The 16,207-nt window shown below is 57.8% G+C and carries 16 protein-coding genes and 1 other RNA gene; 7 read left to right on the top strand and 10 right to left on the bottom strand.

The window, feature by feature from the left end:
* Positions 1-383: 383 nt before the first annotated feature.
* An RNA gene (gene rnpB / locus AC3IX1_RS23480) (RNase P RNA component class A) lies at positions 384-737 on the bottom strand.
* Between the two features lie 75 nt (positions 738-812).
* Positions 813-1,718 carry a 16S rRNA (cytidine(1402)-2'-O)-methyltransferase gene (rsmI, locus tag AC3IX1_RS23485; RefSeq protein ID WP_162130270.1) on the bottom strand — a complete coding sequence of 302 codons (906 nt, stop codon included), beginning with the start codon at positions 1,716-1,718 and terminating at the stop codon, positions 813-815.
* Positions 1,719-1,895: 177 nt separating this feature from the next.
* On the opposite strand from rsmI, the gene AC3IX1_RS23490 reads away from it, so the two are divergent.
* From AC3IX1_RS23490 to AC3IX1_RS23505, 4 genes are all read left to right on the top strand, one after another.
* Positions 1,896-3,707: a penicillin-binding protein activator gene (locus AC3IX1_RS23490; RefSeq protein WP_489386001.1), complete on the top strand. Its 1,812-nt coding sequence runs from the start codon at positions 1,896-1,898 to the stop codon at positions 3,705-3,707.
* Positions 3,707-4,069, top strand: coding sequence for a YraN family protein (locus AC3IX1_RS23495; RefSeq protein ID WP_489388779.1), 363 nt, complete (start codon positions 3,707-3,709; stop codon positions 4,067-4,069). Before AC3IX1_RS23490 ends, AC3IX1_RS23495 begins: the two co-directional genes overlap by 1 nt.
* A 104-nt stretch (positions 4,070-4,173) precedes the next feature.
* A complete protein-coding gene (locus AC3IX1_RS23500) occupies positions 4,174-4,767 on the top strand; it encodes a phosphoheptose isomerase (RefSeq protein ID WP_007972584.1) in 594 nt (197 codons plus the stop codon).
* Positions 4,764-5,342 (top strand): BON domain-containing protein, encoded by a 579-nt coding sequence (locus AC3IX1_RS23505; protein ID WP_008045952.1) that lies wholly within the window; start codon positions 4,764-4,766, stop codon positions 5,340-5,342. The genes AC3IX1_RS23500 and AC3IX1_RS23505 overlap by 4 nt, the downstream gene beginning before the upstream one ends.
* 162 nt (positions 5,343-5,504) lie before the next feature.
* Here AC3IX1_RS23505 and AC3IX1_RS23510 read toward each other — a convergent pair whose 3' ends face one another.
* The 7 genes from AC3IX1_RS23510 to rplM form a co-directional block, all read right to left on the bottom strand.
* Positions 5,505-5,918, bottom strand: a complete 414-nt coding sequence (locus AC3IX1_RS23510; protein ID WP_007998247.1) for a ClpXP protease specificity-enhancing factor — start codon at positions 5,916-5,918, stop codon at positions 5,505-5,507.
* 16 nt (positions 5,919-5,934) lie between these two features.
* Positions 5,935-6,552 (bottom strand): glutathione S-transferase N-terminal domain-containing protein, encoded by a 618-nt coding sequence (locus AC3IX1_RS23515; protein WP_007972581.1) that lies wholly within the window; start codon positions 6,550-6,552, stop codon positions 5,935-5,937.
* Positions 6,553-6,702: 150 nt separating this feature from the next.
* The gene (locus AC3IX1_RS23520) at positions 6,703-7,485 is read right to left on the bottom strand and encodes a cytochrome c1 (protein WP_489386002.1); all 783 of its coding nucleotides are present in this window, start codon (positions 7,483-7,485) and stop codon (positions 6,703-6,705) included.
* Positions 7,485-8,696, bottom strand: a complete 1,212-nt coding sequence (locus AC3IX1_RS23525) for a cytochrome b (protein WP_150727963.1) — start codon at positions 8,694-8,696, stop codon at positions 7,485-7,487. The genes AC3IX1_RS23520 and AC3IX1_RS23525 overlap by 1 nt, the downstream gene beginning before the upstream one ends.
* The gene (gene petA / locus AC3IX1_RS23530) at positions 8,696-9,289 is read right to left on the bottom strand and encodes a ubiquinol-cytochrome c reductase iron-sulfur subunit (RefSeq protein ID WP_046041913.1); all 594 of its coding nucleotides are present in this window, start codon (positions 9,287-9,289) and stop codon (positions 8,696-8,698) included. Before petA ends, AC3IX1_RS23525 begins: the two co-directional genes overlap by 1 nt.
* 268 nt (positions 9,290-9,557) lie before the next feature.
* Positions 9,558-9,950 (bottom strand): 30S ribosomal protein S9, encoded by a 393-nt coding sequence (rpsI, locus tag AC3IX1_RS23535; protein WP_003228056.1) that lies wholly within the window; start codon positions 9,948-9,950, stop codon positions 9,558-9,560.
* A 14-nt stretch (positions 9,951-9,964) separates the two neighbouring features.
* Complete coding sequence (gene rplM, locus AC3IX1_RS23540) at positions 9,965-10,393, bottom strand: 50S ribosomal protein L13 (protein ID WP_007917032.1); 429 nt, start codon at positions 10,391-10,393, stop codon at positions 9,965-9,967.
* Between the two features lie 245 nt (positions 10,394-10,638).
* Here rplM and AC3IX1_RS23545 point away from each other — a divergent pair, with 245 nt between their 5' ends.
* The gene (locus AC3IX1_RS23545; protein ID WP_489386003.1) at positions 10,639-11,679 is read left to right on the top strand and encodes an NADP(H)-dependent aldo-keto reductase; all 1,041 of its coding nucleotides are present in this window, start codon (positions 10,639-10,641) and stop codon (positions 11,677-11,679) included.
* Between the two features lie 103 nt (positions 11,680-11,782).
* Here AC3IX1_RS23545 and AC3IX1_RS23550 read toward each other — a convergent pair whose 3' ends face one another.
* On the bottom strand, positions 11,783-12,919 hold the full coding sequence (locus AC3IX1_RS23550) for an acyl-CoA dehydrogenase family protein (RefSeq protein WP_489386004.1): 1,137 nt from the start codon (positions 12,917-12,919) through the stop codon (positions 11,783-11,785).
* A gap of 221 nt (positions 12,920-13,140) precedes the next feature.
* On the opposite strand from AC3IX1_RS23550, the gene AC3IX1_RS23555 reads away from it, so the two are divergent.
* Positions 13,141-14,061, top strand: a complete 921-nt coding sequence (locus AC3IX1_RS23555; protein ID WP_347912689.1) for a GlxA family transcriptional regulator — start codon at positions 13,141-13,143, stop codon at positions 14,059-14,061.
* 198 nt (positions 14,062-14,259) lie between these two features.
* Positions 14,260-16,206 carry a flavin monoamine oxidase family protein gene (locus tag AC3IX1_RS23560; RefSeq protein ID WP_489386005.1) on the top strand — a complete coding sequence of 649 codons (1,947 nt, stop codon included), beginning with the start codon at positions 14,260-14,262 and terminating at the stop codon, positions 16,204-16,206.
* Position 16,207: the final 1 nt, after the last annotated feature.

Genomic DNA, 16,207 nt, shown 5'->3' on the forward strand with positions numbered 1-16,207 from the left:
GTGCACACTATAGGAATGCGCCCACCACACCGTCAAGGCGCGGAGTAAAGGAAAACCCTTACAGAACTGAGATTTAGGAGCATTAACGGAGAGGTAACGAGAATCCGGCAGATGAAACTGACCGATAACTTGAATCAGCACAGAAGGCTGCGTTCGAAAGTTAAAGTAATTTATTAAGAGTAAGATTTTTTTGGTATTACAAAAGAGGTTCTGCGGATGATTGTGTAAGGAGGGAAACCGGTGCTGCGTGGAGTTTATGCGATCACTACAAGCGCGGGCCAATCGATATCACAAAACCACTTCTCCCGACGCTTGTGCAAGGAGGGAAATTGCTATCACCTACCCCCCCCCCGCTCAATGATTCAAGCAGAGGAAAGAAAAAGGTGGAGAGTCGATCTGTAAGCCGGGTTCTGTCTTGAACAGTCATTCGTCTACGATGGCCATCACTGGACATCTTTAGCAACCTACCCGGTCCCAGCGCGGGCCACGCCTTGGGACCCTATTTGGTCTTGCTCCAAGTGGGGTTTACCTAGCCACGAACTGTTGCCAGACGTGCGGTGCGCTCTTACCGCACCTTTTCACCCTTACCGGCGCCGAAGCGCTTAGGCGGTTATTTTCTGTGGCACTTTCCGTAGGCTCACGCCTCCCAGGCATTACCTGGCACTTCGCCCTATGGAGCCCGGACTTTCCTCCCCCCCCTAATTTTCATAGAGGGCAGCGACTGTCCGATCGACTCTCCGCCGCGAAGGTTACCGGCACAGCGCCCGAAGAACAAGCGCCAAGCGCCATTGAGCACGCCTGTGCGTCGGGTTTTACTCGCCCTTCTGCTGATCCAGCGCGATCTGGTACAGCACATTCTTTCGCTCGCCGGTGATTTGCGCTGCCAAAGCCGCCGCACGCTTGAGCGGCATTTCTTCGAGCAACAGGTTGAGGATGCGCATCGCCTCACTGCTGACAGCACCTTCCTCCTCGGGCGCAGACCAGCCCGCCACCAGCACCACGCACTCGCCGCGCTGCTGATTGCTGTCCGACTCGACGAACTCGCGCAGCTCAGCCAGCGGCAGCCCCTTGAGGGTCTCAAAGGTCTTGGTCAGCTCACGGGCTAACAGCGCCGGGCGTTCAGGACCGAACACCAGCTCCATATCCTGCAGGCATTCAAGGATGCGATGCGGGGCCTCATAGAAGATCAATGTGCGAGGCTCTTCCTTTACCTGCTCGAGACGCGCACGCCGCCCCACCGCCTTGGCCGGCAGAAACCCTTCGAAGATGAAACGATCGGAAGGCAGCCCCGCCGCCGACAGCGCTGCAATCAACGCGCAGGCACCCGGAACCGGCACCACATTGATGCCCGCCGCCCGGGCCTGCCGTACCAGGTGATAACCCGGATCGGAAATCAGCGGTGTCCCGGCATCCGAGATCAACGCCACATTGTCACCGGCAAGCAGGCGAGTGATAAAGCGACTACCTTCATCCCGCTCGTTGTGCTCATGGCAGGCCGCCAATGGCGTCGAGATGCCGAAGTGTTGCATCAAGCGCTGGGAATGACGGGTGTCTTCCGCAGCGATCAGGGCCACTTCACGCAGAATCTTCAGCGCCCGCGCACTGATGTCATCCAGGTTGCCGATGGGCGTCGCCACCACATAAAGCGAGCCAGCAGCGGAATTCAAAGCACCTGGAGCAGTCAAAGCGCACACCTCATGATCGGTAAAAGTCGCCATTGTAGCGCGTAGCGAGACTCACGATACCCGCAAGCAAACGAGGTATCGGTGACCGTTTGTGCGCTGGCGCAACATTTACACCAGCTAAATTGATCGATTCACGCCAGTAACATCGCGCCCCGGCCAGTGCTTGGGTACAATTCCACGCTAATTTGATCGAGTATCAGGAACGCTTACATGATCGCTTGCCTGCGGCTGTTATCTGCCCTCTGCCTCGCTGCCTTGCTGGCGGCTTGCGCCAGCTCGCCCTCGTCCAGCCTTGGCGAACTTCCACGGACACCGGACGCCAGTATCGAGCAACTGCTTGAGAAGGCCTCCCAAAGCAAATCACCGGAAGATGCCGCCCTGCTGCGCTTGAGCGCTGCCGACCTGGCCTATCGCCAGGGTAATGCCGGCCAATCCGCGCAAATCCTGCAACAGGTTCCTGTCGAACAGCTCAAGCCGGGCCCACAGGTTTTCGCCAACACCCTGGCGGCTGAACTGGCCATGACCCGCAATCAGCCCAAGGCCGCACTGGCCGCCTTGAGCCACCCAAGCCTGCAATACTTGAGCGAACTGCCCGACGAACAACAGGTCCGCACCGGCACCGTTCACGCCCGCGCACTTGAAGCCGATGGCCAGACCCTCGCCGCCGCTCGCCAGCGCATTTTCATCGCCCCGATGCTCGAAGGTGAAGCCGCGAGCAAAAACCATGAAGCCATCTGGACCCTGATCGCTTCGCTGCCGACCAATCAGTTGCAGCCAAACACCACCGACGATCTCGGCGGCTGGATGGCCCTGGCACTGGCCGTGAAATCCGCCGGCACCCTGGAGCAGCAACAAGCCGCCATCGACAACTGGCGCGCGCAGAATCCGAAGCACCCGGCAGCCGTTCAATTGCCGCAGCCACTGACCCAACTCAAGGAGCTGGCCAGCCAGCCCCTGAGCAAGATCGCCCTGCTGCTGCCTCAGGAAGGCCAACTGGCCTCGGTTGGCAAAGCGCTGCGCGACGGCTTCATGGCCGCTCACTACCAGGCCCAACAGGCCGGGCAGAAACCACCCGCCATCGAGTTCTATGACAGCTCGCGCCTGACCTCCATGGACGAGTTCTACCGCAAGGCCCAGGCCGATGGCGTGCAACTGGTCGTTGGCCCGCTGGAGAAGCCGCTGGTCAAACAGCTGAGCACTCGCCCGCAATTGCCGATCACCACCCTGGCACTGAACTACAGCGAGGGTGATCAAGGCCCAGCGCAGCTGTTCCAGTTCGGTCTTGCCGCTGAAGACGAAGCCCGCGAAGTGTCGCGCCGCGCTCGCGCCGACGGCCTGCATCGCGCAGCCATCATGGTGCCGAAAGGTGAATGGGGCGACCGCGTGCTCAAGGCGTTCAGCCAGGATTGGCAAGCCAATGGCGGCACCATCGTCGCCACCGAACGCGTCGACCAGCCGGTCCAGTTGGCCCAACAGATTGCCGACATGTTCCAGTTGCGCCAGAGCGAAGGTCGCGCCAAGAGCCTGCAAAGCACCGTTGGCTCGCAAGTGGCTGCCCAGCCATCGCGCCGCCAGGACATCGAGTTCATTTTCCTCGCTGCAACACCGCAACAGGCCCAGCAGATCAAACCGACCCTGAACTTCCAGTACGCGGGCGATGTTCCGGTCTACGCCACCTCCCACGTGTTCAGCGCCAGCGGTGACGTCAACCAGTACAACGACATGAATGGCATTCGCTTCTGCGAGACGCCATGGTTGCTGGACGCCAATGATCCACTGCGCCGCCAGGTCACCGCCCAGTGGCCACAAGCCGCCGGCAGCCTGGGGCGCCTGTATGCCATGGGTGTGGACGCCTATCGACTGGCGCCACGCCTGGGCCAGCTCAAGTCACTGCCGGACAGCCGCATCGACGGTGAGTCGGGCAGCCTTGGCATGTCTCAGAGCCAGCGGGTCGTGCGCCAGTTGCCATGGGCCGAGTTCGCCAATGGCCAGGTTCAGCGCCTGCCGGATACCGCTCGCTGATGCCCGAAAGGTCACGCCAGCAAAGCGGCAAGGATGCCGAGCGCCATGCGCTCGAGCATCTTCAACAACAGGGTCTGCGCCTGCTGGCGCAGAACTGGTTGTGTAAACGCGGCGAGCTTGATCTGGTCATGCTAGATGGCGATACAGTAGTATTCGTTGAAGTCCGCTACAGAAAAAACACTCAATGGGGTGGCGCGCTCGATAGCATCGATGAGCGCAAACGGCAAAAACTGATTTTCGCCGCGCAATATTTTCTTCAGCGCGAGCCGCGCTGGGCCAATTCCCCTTGCCGCTTCGACGTGATTGCCATCGACAGCAACCTCGATCAATTGAACTGGCTACAGAATGCCTTCGACGGCTGATCGCCGGCATTGCGAACCGGACACTATCACCCAACACTTTTGCTCTTTGCTTTGCGGGCTGCACATTCATGTGCCGAACAGCCGCGCTACTTAAGGTCACACAGATGGACATGCAATCGCGAATTCGCCAGCTTTTTCAGGCCAGTATCGACACCAAGCAACAGGCGATGGAAGTACTTGCACCGCACATCGAGCAAGCCAGCCAGGTCATGGTCAACGCCCTGCTCAACGAAGGCAAAATGCTTTCCTGCGGCAACGGTGGCTCTGCCGGCGATGCCCAGCACTTCTCGTCCGAGCTGCTCAATCGCTTCGAGCGCGAGCGCCCGAGCCTGCCGGCCATCGCCCTGACGACCGACAGTTCGACGATCACCTCGATCGCCAACGACTACAGCTACAACGAAATCTTCTCCAAACAGATCCGTGCACTCGGCCAACCGGGCGATGTGTTGCTGGCTATCTCCACCAGCGGCAACTCGGCCAACATAATTCAAGCGATCCAGGCCGCACATGATCGCGAAATGATTGTCGTAGCATTGACGGGGCGTGATGGCGGCGGCATGGCGTCGCTGCTGTTGCCCGAGGACGTCGAGATTCGCGTACCGGCCAACGTCACCGCTCGTATTCAAGAAGTCCACCTGCTGGCGATCCACTGCCTTTGCGACTTGATCGACAGCCAATTGTTCGGGAGTGAAGAATGACCCCTAATCGCCTTGGCCTACTGGCCTTGACCCTGTGCCTCGGCATCAGCGGCTGCACCTCGGTGGTGACTGCCAGCCGTGAAGCACCGATTGAAGATGACCGCGGCACTCGCACACTGGGCAGCAAGATCGACGATTCCCTGATCGACACCAAGGTCGGCGTGAACATCGCCAAGGCCGACCCGGCTCTGGACAAGGATTCGCACATCGTCGTCACCAGCTTCAACGGTGTCGTGCTGCTCGCCGGGCAAACGCCACGCGCCGACCTCAAGGCCAAGGCCGAACAGGCTGCCGCCGCTGTCCAGCGCGTGAAACAGGTGCACAACGAACTGCAAGTCCTGCCACCCTCCTCGTTGCTGGCACGCCAGAACGACACCTGGCTGACCACCAAGATCAAGACCCAGATGCTCGCCGATGCGAACATCCCTGGTTCGCGCATCAAGGTCGTCACTGAAAACGGCATCGTCTACTTGCTGGGCCTGCTGACCAAGCAGGAAGCTGCGCAGGCGACCAACCTGGTACAAGGCGTTTCCGGCGTACAGAAGATTGTGAAGTTGTTCGAGTACATCGACTGAACCCCATCCTGTAGGAGCGAGCCTGCTCGCGAAAAACGTCCGGTGAATGCGCTCATTCAGACAGCCCGCGTCATCGTTCACGCCCATCGCGAGCAGGCTCGCTCCTACATCGTTTGAAGGTGGCGGAATAAAAAAGGGTGATCCTTGCGGATCACCCTTTTTTTATTTCACCACCTTCAAACTCGGTCGACCGCTTGGACGCGGCGGCTCGCTGTCGGGTGGCGGAAGATCGTCATCCGGTTCGATCTCGTCGTCCTCGCCCATCGGCGATTCCAGATCAAACACCATGCCCTGGCCATTCTCCCGGGCGTAGATACCCAGGATCGAAGCAATTGGCACGTACAAGGTGTGCGGTACGCCACCAAAGCGCCCTTCGAAACTGACCGCCTCGTTATCCATGTGCAAGTGACGCACGGCTTGTGGCGATACGTTCAGGACGATCTGTCCGTCACTGGCAAACCCCTGAGGCACCTGCACCGACGGGTACTCGGAATTGACCAGCATGTGTGGGGTGCAATCGTTGTCCACAATCCACTCATAGAGCGCGCGGACCAGATAAGGTCGACTGGAGTTCATAACGGCTCCTTAAGCCTTAGCGCATGTCGCGTTCGACACCAGACAGACTCGCCTGGAAAGCCTCACGCGCAAACTGGCGCTCCATATAATCAAGCAGCGGCTTGGCCGGCCGCGGCAGTTCTATACCCAGAATCGGCAATCGCCAGAGTATTGGCAATAGGCAGCAATCCACCAGACTTTGTTCCTCGCTGAGGAAAAACGGTTTGTCGGCAAACAGTGGCGACACACCCGTCAGGCTTTCGCGCAGCTCTTTTCGAGCCACGGCACGGGCCGCTTCCTTGGTCCGCGAATCCAGAATCAGGTCCACCAGACCACACCAGTCGCGCTGAATGCGGTGTATCAGCAGGCGACTGTTGGCACGCGCCACGGGATAAACCGGCAGTAACGGCGGGTGCGGGTAACGCTCATCCAGATATTCCATCACCACAGTCGACTCCCACAACGCCAGGTCGCGATCGACCAGCGTGGGCAAGCTGCCGTAAGGGTTCACTTCAATCAGTTTAGGTGGCTGGCGACCAGCCTCCACATAAATGATCTCGGCGCTGACACCCTTCTCTGCCAGTACGATGCGCACTCGGTGGGAATAGTGGTCGGCGGGGTCGGAGTAACAGGCCAACCGATTGGTCACGCCCATGGCGATCCTCCTCGCTTGTAGAAATTATCGAAAGCTCAAAAACGAGCGCGCCCAGAGGGCGCCTCTCGTAACGACTGGATCACCAGTTTCGCTACATCTTCAGAGGCGCCCTTGGGCGCGCGCGATTAACAGCAATAGCTTGAAGCTTTATCAGTGCACGTCTTTCCAGTATTCGCGCTTGAGCAGGTAAGCGAAGACGAAGAAGAACGCCAGGTACAACAATACGTACGTACCGATGCGCTGATGTTGCAGCTTAACCGGGTTAGCCGAGTAAGCCAGGAAGGTTACCAGATTCTTGACCTTCTCATCGAACTGCTCTGCAGTCAGGGCACCGCTTTTCGGCACGATGGTCAACTGATCGCACGCTTCATGGGTCAGCGCCGTACCGGTCAGAGGATCATATTGCTTCTTGCCGTCTTCGACGATCTGAACCTGTTTGCAACCAACCACCTGGCGACCCTGGAGGCCGGCCAGGACGTTAGGCATGCCCACGTTCGGGAAGACCTTGTTGTTCACGCCCCATGGGCGCGAAGGATCTTCGTAGAACGACTTCAGGTAACCGTAGAGCCAGTCGGTGCCGCGAACACGGGCAACCAGGGTCAGGTCCGGCGGCGCTGCGCCAAACCAGGCCTTGGCGTCCGCCGGCTGCATGCCGATGCTCATGTGGTCGCCGATCTTGGCGCCAGTGAACACCAGATTCTCGAGCATCAACTCATGAGGAATGCCCAGGTCGTCGGCAACACGCTCATAGCGTTGGAACTTGGCACTGTGGCAACCCATGCAGTAGTTGGCGAACGTACGCGCGCCGTCCTGCATGGCCGCTTTATCGGAAACGTCGATGTCGACTTTTTCCAGCTCGGGGCCACCGTGTTCAGCTGCGAAAGCAAACACTGGCAGCGCAGCAAGCATCAATACAGCAAATAGTTTTTTCATCAGCCAGTCACCCTTTCCGGAACCGGTTTGGTCTTCTCGAGCCTGGTGTAGAACGGCATCAGAATGAAGTAGGCGAAGTACAGGAAGGTACATACCTGCGACAGCAGCGTACGGCCCGGAGTCGGAGCCAGGACACCCAGCACGCCCAGGATCACGAACGAAATGCAGAACACCCAGAGCCAGATCTTGCTCAGCCAGCCCTTGTAGCGCATCGACTTGACCGGGCTACGGTCCAGCCATGGCAGGACGAACAGCACAGCAATGGCAGCGCCCATGGCGATCACGCCCAGGAGCTTGTCCGGAATCGCACGCAAGATGGCGTAGAAGGGGGTGAAGTACCAGACCGGAGCGATGTGCTCTGGGGTCTTGAAGGCGTTCGCCACTTCAAAGTTCGGCTTTTCTAGGAAGTAACCGCCCATTTCCGGGAAGAAGAACACGATCGAGCAGAAGATGAACAGGAACACCACCACACCGACGATATCTTTCACGGTGTAGTACGGGTGGAAGGCAATGCCGTCCAGCGGTATGCCGTTTTCGTCCTTGTGCTTCTTGATGTCCACGCCGTCCGGGTTGTTCGAACCGACTTCGTGCAACGCCAGGATGTGCAGCACCACCAGACCCAGGATAACGATCGGCAGGGCAACCACGTGCAGGGCGAAGAAGCGGTTCAGGGTAATACCGGAAATCAGGTAGTCACCACGAATCCACTGGGTCAGGTCGTTGCCGATGACCGGGATCGCACCGAACAGCGAGATGATCACCTGGGCCCCCCAGTAGGACATCTGGCCCCACGGCAGCAGGTAACCCATGAAGGCTTCGGCCATCAGCGCCAGGTAGATCAGCATGCCGAAGACCCACACCAGTTCACGCGGCTTCTGGTACGAACCGTAGAGCAGGCCACGGAACATGTGCAGATAGACCACGATGAAGAACGCCGAAGCGCCAGTGGAGTGCAGCAGACGCAGGATCGAGCCGTACTCGACGTCACGCATGATGTATTCGACGGAAGCGAACGCTTCTTCCGCCGAAGGGTTGTAGCTCATGGTCAGCCAGACACCGGTGACGATCTGGTTGACCAGAACGAGCAGCGCCAGGGAGCCAAAGAAATAGAAGAAGTTGAAGTTTTTCGGAGCGTAGTACTTGCTGAGATGGTCTTCCCACATCTTGGTGGCGGGAAAGCGCGCATCAACCCAATCCATGAACTTGCTCATCACGCTTTCTCCGTATCGACGCCAATGATAATAATTTCATCGGTCTCATAGGAATGCGGGGGAACTGGCAGGTTCAAAGGCGCAGGCTGCGACTTGTAGACGCGGCCAGCCAGATCGTAGTGGGAACCGTGGCAAGGGCAGAAATAGCCGCCTACCCAGTCTTTACCCAGATCCGCAGGTGCCACTTCGGGACGGAAGGTCGGCGAGCAACCCAGGTGCGTGCAGATACCGATCAGCAGCAGGACCTCGGGTTTGATCGAACGGGTTTCCGGATCAACGTAAGTCGGTTGTGTCGAGTTCTTGGAGGTCGGGTCAGCGAGCTGGCCCTCGATCTTCTTCAGATTCCCCAGGATTTCCTGTGTACGGCGGACGATGAACACCGGCTGGCCGCGCCACTCAGCAATCATCTGCTGGCCTGGCTCGATCTTGCTGACATTCACTTTCACCGGTGCACCTGCGGCTTTCGCCTTGGCACTGGGAAACCATGACCCCACGAACGGGACCGCAGCCCCCACCGCTCCTGCAGCACCCACCACGGATGTGGCTGCTACCAAGAAGCGACGCCGGCCTGCATTCACGCCGTCATTGCTCATTCAGTCCTCTCCCATCAGCTTTGTGGCCTGTTAAATCAGGCATCTACTAAGTAAAACTATGTACTTATAAAAATTTTGCCGAATGGTAATGAAAAGCCCCAATTCTGACAAGGTAATTACCGGAACCCATCACCCCCAAGCCTTGTAGTATAGGGCGTCTGCGGATGTGGCAAGTTGTCACAGCGCAATTCTTTGATAAATCGCAGACATAAAAAAACGCCCAGCTCCGTGAGGAAACTGGGCGTTCTTTTTTGAACGTGAAAGCGAATTAACGCTTCGAGTACTGCGGACGCTTACGCGCTTTACGCAGACCGACTTTCTTACGTTCAACTTCACGAGCATCGCGGGTTACGAAGCCGGCTTTACGCAGGGCGCTGCGCAGAGTCTCGTCGTAGTCCATCAGAGCACGAGTGATGCCGTGGCGGATTGCGCCAGCCTGACCACTCACACCACCGCCGATCACGGTGACGTAGATGTCGAACTTCTCGACAGTCTCAGTCAATTCCAGCGGCTGACGAACTACCATGCGGGCAGTTTCGCGGCCGAAGAAATTATCCAGCGAACGGTTGTTGATGGAGATGTTACCAGTACCCGGACGCAGGAAAACGCGTGCGGTTGCGGTCTTGCGACGGCCAGTGCCGTAATTTTGAGTCGCCGACATAATGTACTATTCCGTTAAAACTTCAGTTCTTGGGGCTGCTGAGCAGTATGTGGGTGAGCAGCGCCCGCATAGACTTTCAGCTTACGGTACATGTCGCGACCCAGCGGGTTCTTAGGCAGCATGCCTTTGACCGCGGTCTCGATCACGCGCTCAGGGGCCTTGGCGATCAGCTTTTCAAAGTTGATCGACTTGATGCCGCCCGGGAAACCGGAGTGGGAGTAGTACATTTTGTCAGTGGTTTTAGCACCGGTAACACGGATCTGCTCAGCGTTGATTACGACGATGTAGTCGCCGGTGTCAACGTGAGGAGTGTACTCAGGCTTGTGCTTGCCACGCAGACGGCTCGCGATCTCGGTGGCCAGACGACCCAGGGTCTGACCAGCAGCGTCGACGACAAACCAGTCGCGCTTTACTGTTTCCGGTTTAGCAGTAAAAGTCTTCATTCTTTATAGCCTCAGGGGCCGCCCTGTAAATTAGACGGCGGATCTTACTGAATAGTGCGTACTTTGACAAGTCAAAGGCAGCCGGATACAGACGCTTTCGGGGGCTCGGGTCGGCGCGTCCGTTCAACGGCAAGATTCTTCGGCGGCGGCGCATCACTTCCACTGCAGAAAGAGGTGCGCAATTATGCAGATTGCGAAAAATAATTCAACCTGCTTTTATGATTGTTTTGCCCAAGGAGCGCCCGATGGACTATCGCCAGCTAGGCCGGACCAATCTGAACGTGAGTGCCCTCTGCCTCGGAACCATGACCTGGGGCGAGCAAAACAGCGAAGCAGACGCCTTCGCCCAGATTGAACGAGCCAAGAGTGCCGGGATCAACTTCATCGACACCGCCGAGATGTACCCGGTGCCGCCCAAGGCCGAAACCTACGCCACCACCGAACGCTATATCGGCAATTACTTCAAAAGCCGCGGCGACCGCGCCGACTGGATCCTGGCCAGCAAGATCGCCGGCCCCGGCAACACCATCGACTACATCCGCGATAAAAACCTGCGCCACAACCGCCAGCACATCACCGAAGCGGTGGACGCCAGCCTCCAGCGCCTGCAGACCGATTACATCGACCTGTACCAACTGCACTGGCCGGAGCGCAGCACCAACTTCTTCGGACAGCTGGGCTACAAGCACAAGATCGAAGCCAACCTGACCCCGCTGGAGGACACCCTCGAAGCGCTGGACGAGCAGGTCCGCGCCGGCAAGATCCGCCACATCGGCCTGTCCAACGAGACGCCGTGGGGCACCATGCGCTTCCTGGCCCTGGCCGAAGCCCGAGGCTGGCCGCGCGCCGTGTCGATCCAGAACCCGTACAACCTGCTCAACCGCAGCTTTGAAGTCGGCCTGGCGGAAATCGCCATCCGCGAGCAATGTGGCCTGCTCGCCTATTCGCCGCTGGCGTTCGGTTTCCTGTCAGGCAAGTACGAAGGTGGTGCCCGCCCGCCAAAAGGCCGCCTGAGCCTCTACAGCCGCTTCAGCCGCTATTTCAACCCGCAATCGGAAGCAGCCTGCAGCCGTTACGTGGCACTGGCTCGCGAGCACGACCTGGACCCGGCGCAAATGGCCCTGGCGTTCGTGACACAGCAGCCGTTCGTGACCAGCAACATCATTGGCGCCACGACGATGGAGCAACTGGAGAGCAACATCGCCAGTTTCGAGTTGAAGCTGTCGGAGGAAGTGCTGGAAGGGATCGAGGCGATTCACAAGGATCATCCGAATCCGGCGCCGTAACCCCCACTTGTAGGAGCGAGCTTGCTCGCGAAAAACCTGAGCACACCGTTGGGTGTCAGGTTTTCAACGTTATCGTTGACGACCATCGCGAGCGAGCTCGCTCCTACAATGATCTGGCGATGATCTCCTTCATGATTTCATTGGTCCCGGCATAAATCCGCTGCACCCGCGCATCCGCCCATGCCCGCGCGATCGGGTACTCCCACATGAACCCGTAGCCACCGTGCAACTGCACACACTCGTCGAGCACCTTGCATTGCAGGTCGGTACCCCAGTACTTGGCCATCGCCGCCGTCGGCACGTCGAGCTTGCCTTGCAGGTGCAGCTCCAGGCAGCGGTCGACAAAGACGCGGCCGATCTGGATTTCCGTGGCCATCTCCGCCAGCTTGAACCGGGTATTCTGGAAATCCGCGATCGACTTGCCGAACGCCTTGCGCTCGCGGGTGTAGTCAAGCGTCCATTGCAGCGCCGCTTCCGCTGAAGCCAGCCCGCCAATGGCCACGGTGAGGCGCTCCTGGGGCAACTCCTGCATCAGGTAGGCAAAGCCCATCCCGGCCTGGCCCAGCAGATTTTCCTTGGGCACACGCACATCCTGGAAGAACAGTTCCGAGGTGTCCTGGGCTTTCATCCCGACCTTCTCCAGGCGCTTGCCCTTGTCGAAGCCCGGCGTATCGGCTTCCACCAGAAACAGACTGGTGCCCTTCGCGCCGGCCTTCGGATCGGTCTTGGCGACGACGATCACCAGATCGGCCAGGTAGCCATTGGTGATAAAGGTCTTGGAGCCGTTGATCACGTATTCGTCACCATCGAGCACGGCCGTGGTTTTCACGCCTTGCAGATCGGAACCGGCACCAGGCTCGGTCATGGCGATCGCGGTAACCATCTCGCCAGACACCAGTTTCGGCAGGTATTTGTGCTTCAGCGTCTCACTGCCGTAATGCAGGATGTACGGCGCAACGATGTCCGAATGCAGGGAGAAACCGATACCGGTCAGGCCCAATCGCCCCACTTCTTCGATCACCACCGCGCTGTAGAGAAAGTCCGCCCCCAGGCCGCCGTACTCTTCCGGCAGGTGCGAACACAGCATCCCCGCCTCCCCCGCCTTGTTCCACAGCTTGCGGTCGATATAGCCCTGTTTTTCCCATTGCCCATGGAACGGCACCGCCTCTTTTTCGAGGAACGTCCGCACGCTGTCGCGGAAAAGCTCGTGCTCGGAACTGAACAGGGTTCTGGGGATCATGCGGCACCTTTTCTTTGTTTTTAGAAGGAGTTGACCTTCAGAGACTATGCCTCGCTTCCGATACAGGACACTGGACACATCCGACAAAAAATAAGACGATCCAGCCGTCTGGTGACCACTTCCCCCTATAAAAATAAAGTTGAATTATGTCTAACCAAGCCTCCACGCCCCTGCGGCGCGTCAGCATCCTGGCCATCGACCGGGTTTTCGCTTCCACCCTCATGCAAGCCAAGGATTTCTTCCACCTCGCCAGCCTGCGCTACGGCAAACAGCTGGGCCAGGGCCTGACACCGGCGTTCGAAACCCGCCTGGTCAGCCCCGATGGCAAGCCGGTCAACACCTTCAGTGATGTGGTGATTCCGGTGGATGGCGGGCTGGAAAACGCCGATATCATCATTCTTCCTGCGTTCTGGGACGATTTCGACAGCCTCTGCAAGCGTTACCCGCAAGTCCTGCCCTGGCTGCGCCAGCAACATGCGCGTGGTGCCGTACTGTGCGGCGAGGCCACCGGTGTTTTCTGGCTAGCCGAAGCCGGGCTGCTCAATGGCAAGGAAGCGACCACCTACTGGCGCTTTTTCAATGCCTTCGCCGAACGCTTCCCCCAGGTCCAGCTCAATCAGGACAAACACCTGACCGACGCCGATAACCTGTACTGCGCCGGCGGGACCACCTCGGCATGCGATTTGTACATTTACCTGATCGAGCGTTTCTGCGGCGCCAACGTGTCCCAGGCCGTGGCCCGGGACATCCTCTATGAAGTGCAACGCAGCTACTCACCGGGACGGATTGGATTCGGCGGGCAGAAGCTGCACCAGGACGTGATCATCCTGCAGATCCAGCACTGGCTCGAAGAACACTTCGCCGACAAGTTCCGTTTCGAAGACGTCGCCCGCGAACACGGCATGAGCATCCGCAACTTCATGCGCCGCTTCCAGACCGCCACCGGCGACAAGCCACTGCATTACCTGCAGCGCCTGCGCATCGAAACCGCCAAGGGCTTGCTGTCCGGCAGCCGCAAGAGCATCAAGACCATCAGCTATGAAGTTGGCTATGACGATGCGAGCTTCTTCGCTCGGCTGTTCCGCCAGCACACGGAGTTGTCGCCGAACCAGTATCGGCAGCAGTTTCAGCAGGCTGCGTAGCCGAACACCAACCGAATGTGGGAGCGAGCCGGCTCGCTTCCACATAGAATCCTGCGCCGACCACGCAGTTCTTTCACTGTGCATTTTCCTACGCAAAAAGCGGATTACAGAGCGCCGCAGAACCCAACCCTGCCCACAGACGCAGCCCCTTAAAAACTTCAATATCTTCCCTGTAAGCACCATCAGGGAAGATCAACCATGACTATCGGATCAAGCTACAACTACCCTTCATACATCGCCAAGGAGGCCGCCCGAACAAAGCGCTCGGCTAAAAACAAATGGGCGGCTCGCTTTCCCAATCCGCCGGATTTGTGCTTTGACTATCGTGCACTGGTAGAACAGGAAAACGGCATCGCCAGAGCAACTGACCCGCAACATAAAATCTGCATCATCGGCGCCGGTGTCACAGGCCTGACCGCCGCCAGAGAACTCTATCGCTGCGGCTTTACCCATATCACTCTCATCGAACAATCCACACGCATCGGCGGCAGGCATCTGACCGTTCCCGGTAGCCGAAACTCGGCAACAAGCCATACACCATTTGAAATGGGCGCCATGCGCATGCCCTTCTTCAACCGGGCAGATGAGCCACCGACAGAAGGTCGGTCGCTGATGGCTTATTACGCCAATCAATTTGAATTGGCGTTTTCAGACTTCGCCAACCCCGGTAGCCAATGGGTTAACTCGACCGGCATCTATCTCCGGGAGGGCAGCATGGGCGGCGGATCGGCGCCGCAAATGTTGATATGGAAAAACGAAGACGGCGTCACACCGCCTCCCGGCGATGAATTGCAAAAGGTTTATTCCAAGTGGAAAGCCTTTGCCGATCGCATGACCCGCCACGTTGCTGAGCTCTATGCGAGCCAGGAATGGGAAGCCATATGGGCTTCTATCGTTGAAAAATACGAGAGTGTCTCGTTCCGCGACCTGGTCAGCATGCCAGCACTGGACGCTTGGGATGACCGCTCACCCGGCGATTTCGGCGGAATGGGAATGTCTGCGCAAGAGTCCGCAATTTTTTACGCGATAGGTATAGGTGACGGTAGCTGGGGAGCTTTTTACGACGTCTGCTGCCTCTACCCTCTGCGTACCGCGATTTTCGGTTTCAGCAGCCAATTGCAACTGATCCATGGTCGAGTGGACTCAAACGGCGATCCACTGGATTCGCCCTACCTGAATAGCGAAACCGTTTTTGACTCAATGGGGCAGAGTTTCGACAGGCCCCGCTACATCGGTCTCGCCGCTTTGGACGAATGCCTGCTGTTTGTGAAAACCGACGAAACCGGAAAATCCATCTACGAACATTGCCTCGAAAGAAGCAATGGGCTTCTCACCGACTCATCCGTCACAAAACTGGAAAAGCTGACCAATCAAAAAATACGCGTCCATTACAACTGGAAACACAGTCAACCCGAGCAAATCCAGGAGCAATTTGATGACTTTGACTCGGTCATCATGACACTCCCCTCCAGGCTGATTGAAACTCGAATCAAGCTCGAAAACTTCACCCGGGAGATGTTGCCTTTCGAGACGATTAACGCCTACAAAACCGCACACTGGGAAACCAGCTGCAAAGTGTTTGCACCGCTGAAAAAATCATTTCTCTCGAAAAACAAAAACATCCCGCAAGCCATCGTAACCGACAGTTTTATCCACGATGTCTATACCTACCGCTACAACGACAATTACAGCTATGACTGCATCCTGCTGAGTTACACCTGGGAAGATGACGCAACCAAGCTCGCCTCATTCAGCGATAAGGAGCTGGTATCAAAATGCGCCGAAGAGCTGGATCGCATACTCATGAACTCTGCCAACATCCAGGAAAAAATCTCTCCCTACATCGGCATTGATCAAGCAGTGGTTCAGCGTTGGATCACTGATAAAAATGCTCTGGGCTGTGCCAAGCTTTACCGACCGGGCACCTACTACGATGCCGTCGGCCTGATGAAGTACAACCGGGACTTTGCTCATGTATCAGGCCTGTATTTGTCCGGCGAGTCATTTTCCGTCGATGCCGGTTGGACGGAGCCATGTTTTCGCGGTGCTGTCGATGCAGTGATTCATATCTGCAACAAAACCGCCGCGACCTTCAATGGCGGATTTTCCTTGAGCGACTACCCGCACTACCAACTCAAAATCTGAT

This window comes from Pseudomonas sp. KH_046_2, assembly GCF_057838985.1.

Excerpts from the sequence above, each read along its gene's own strand:
- AC3IX1_RS23510 (WP_007998247.1), bottom strand. The coding sequence starts at position 5,918 with ATGAACTCCAGTCGACCTTATCTGGTCCGCGCGCTCTATGAGTGGATT.
- rplM (WP_007917032.1), bottom strand. The coding sequence starts at position 10,393 with ATGAAGACTTTTACTGCTAAACCGGAAACAGTAAAGCGCGACTGGTTT.
- AC3IX1_RS23505 (WP_008045952.1), top strand. The coding sequence starts at position 4,764 with ATGACCCCTAATCGCCTTGGCCTACTGGCCTTGACCCTGTGCCTCGGC.
- petA (WP_046041913.1), bottom strand. The coding sequence starts at position 9,289 with ATGAGCAATGACGGCGTGAATGCAGGCCGGCGTCGCTTCTTGGTAGCA.
- AC3IX1_RS23550 (WP_489386004.1), bottom strand. The coding sequence starts at position 12,919 with ATGATCCCCAGAACCCTGTTCAGTTCCGAGCACGAGCTTTTCCGCGAC.
- AC3IX1_RS23525 (WP_150727963.1), bottom strand. The coding sequence starts at position 8,696 with ATGAGCAAGTTCATGGATTGGGTTGATGCGCGCTTTCCCGCCACCAAG.
- rpsI (WP_003228056.1), bottom strand. The coding sequence starts at position 9,950 with ATGTCGGCGACTCAAAATTACGGCACTGGCCGTCGCAAGACCGCAACC.
- AC3IX1_RS23555 (WP_347912689.1), top strand. The coding sequence starts at position 13,141 with ATGCAAGCCAAGGATTTCTTCCACCTCGCCAGCCTGCGCTACGGCAAA.
- AC3IX1_RS23495 (WP_489388779.1), top strand. The coding sequence starts at position 3,707 with ATGCCCGAAAGGTCACGCCAGCAAAGCGGCAAGGATGCCGAGCGCCAT.
- AC3IX1_RS23515 (WP_007972581.1), bottom strand. The coding sequence starts at position 6,552 with ATGGGCGTGACCAATCGGTTGGCCTGTTACTCCGACCCCGCCGACCAC.
- rsmI (WP_162130270.1), bottom strand. The coding sequence starts at position 1,718 with ATGGCGACTTTTACCGATCATGAGGTGTGCGCTTTGACTGCTCCAGGT.
- AC3IX1_RS23560 (WP_489386005.1), top strand. The coding sequence starts at position 14,260 with ATGACTATCGGATCAAGCTACAACTACCCTTCATACATCGCCAAGGAG.
- AC3IX1_RS23520 (WP_489386002.1), bottom strand. The coding sequence starts at position 7,485 with ATGAAAAAACTATTTGCTGTATTGATGCTTGCTGCGCTGCCAGTGTTT.
- AC3IX1_RS23545 (WP_489386003.1), top strand. The coding sequence starts at position 10,639 with ATGGACTATCGCCAGCTAGGCCGGACCAATCTGAACGTGAGTGCCCTC.
- AC3IX1_RS23500 (WP_007972584.1), top strand. The coding sequence starts at position 4,174 with ATGGACATGCAATCGCGAATTCGCCAGCTTTTTCAGGCCAGTATCGAC.
- AC3IX1_RS23490 (WP_489386001.1), top strand. The coding sequence starts at position 1,896 with ATGATCGCTTGCCTGCGGCTGTTATCTGCCCTCTGCCTCGCTGCCTTG.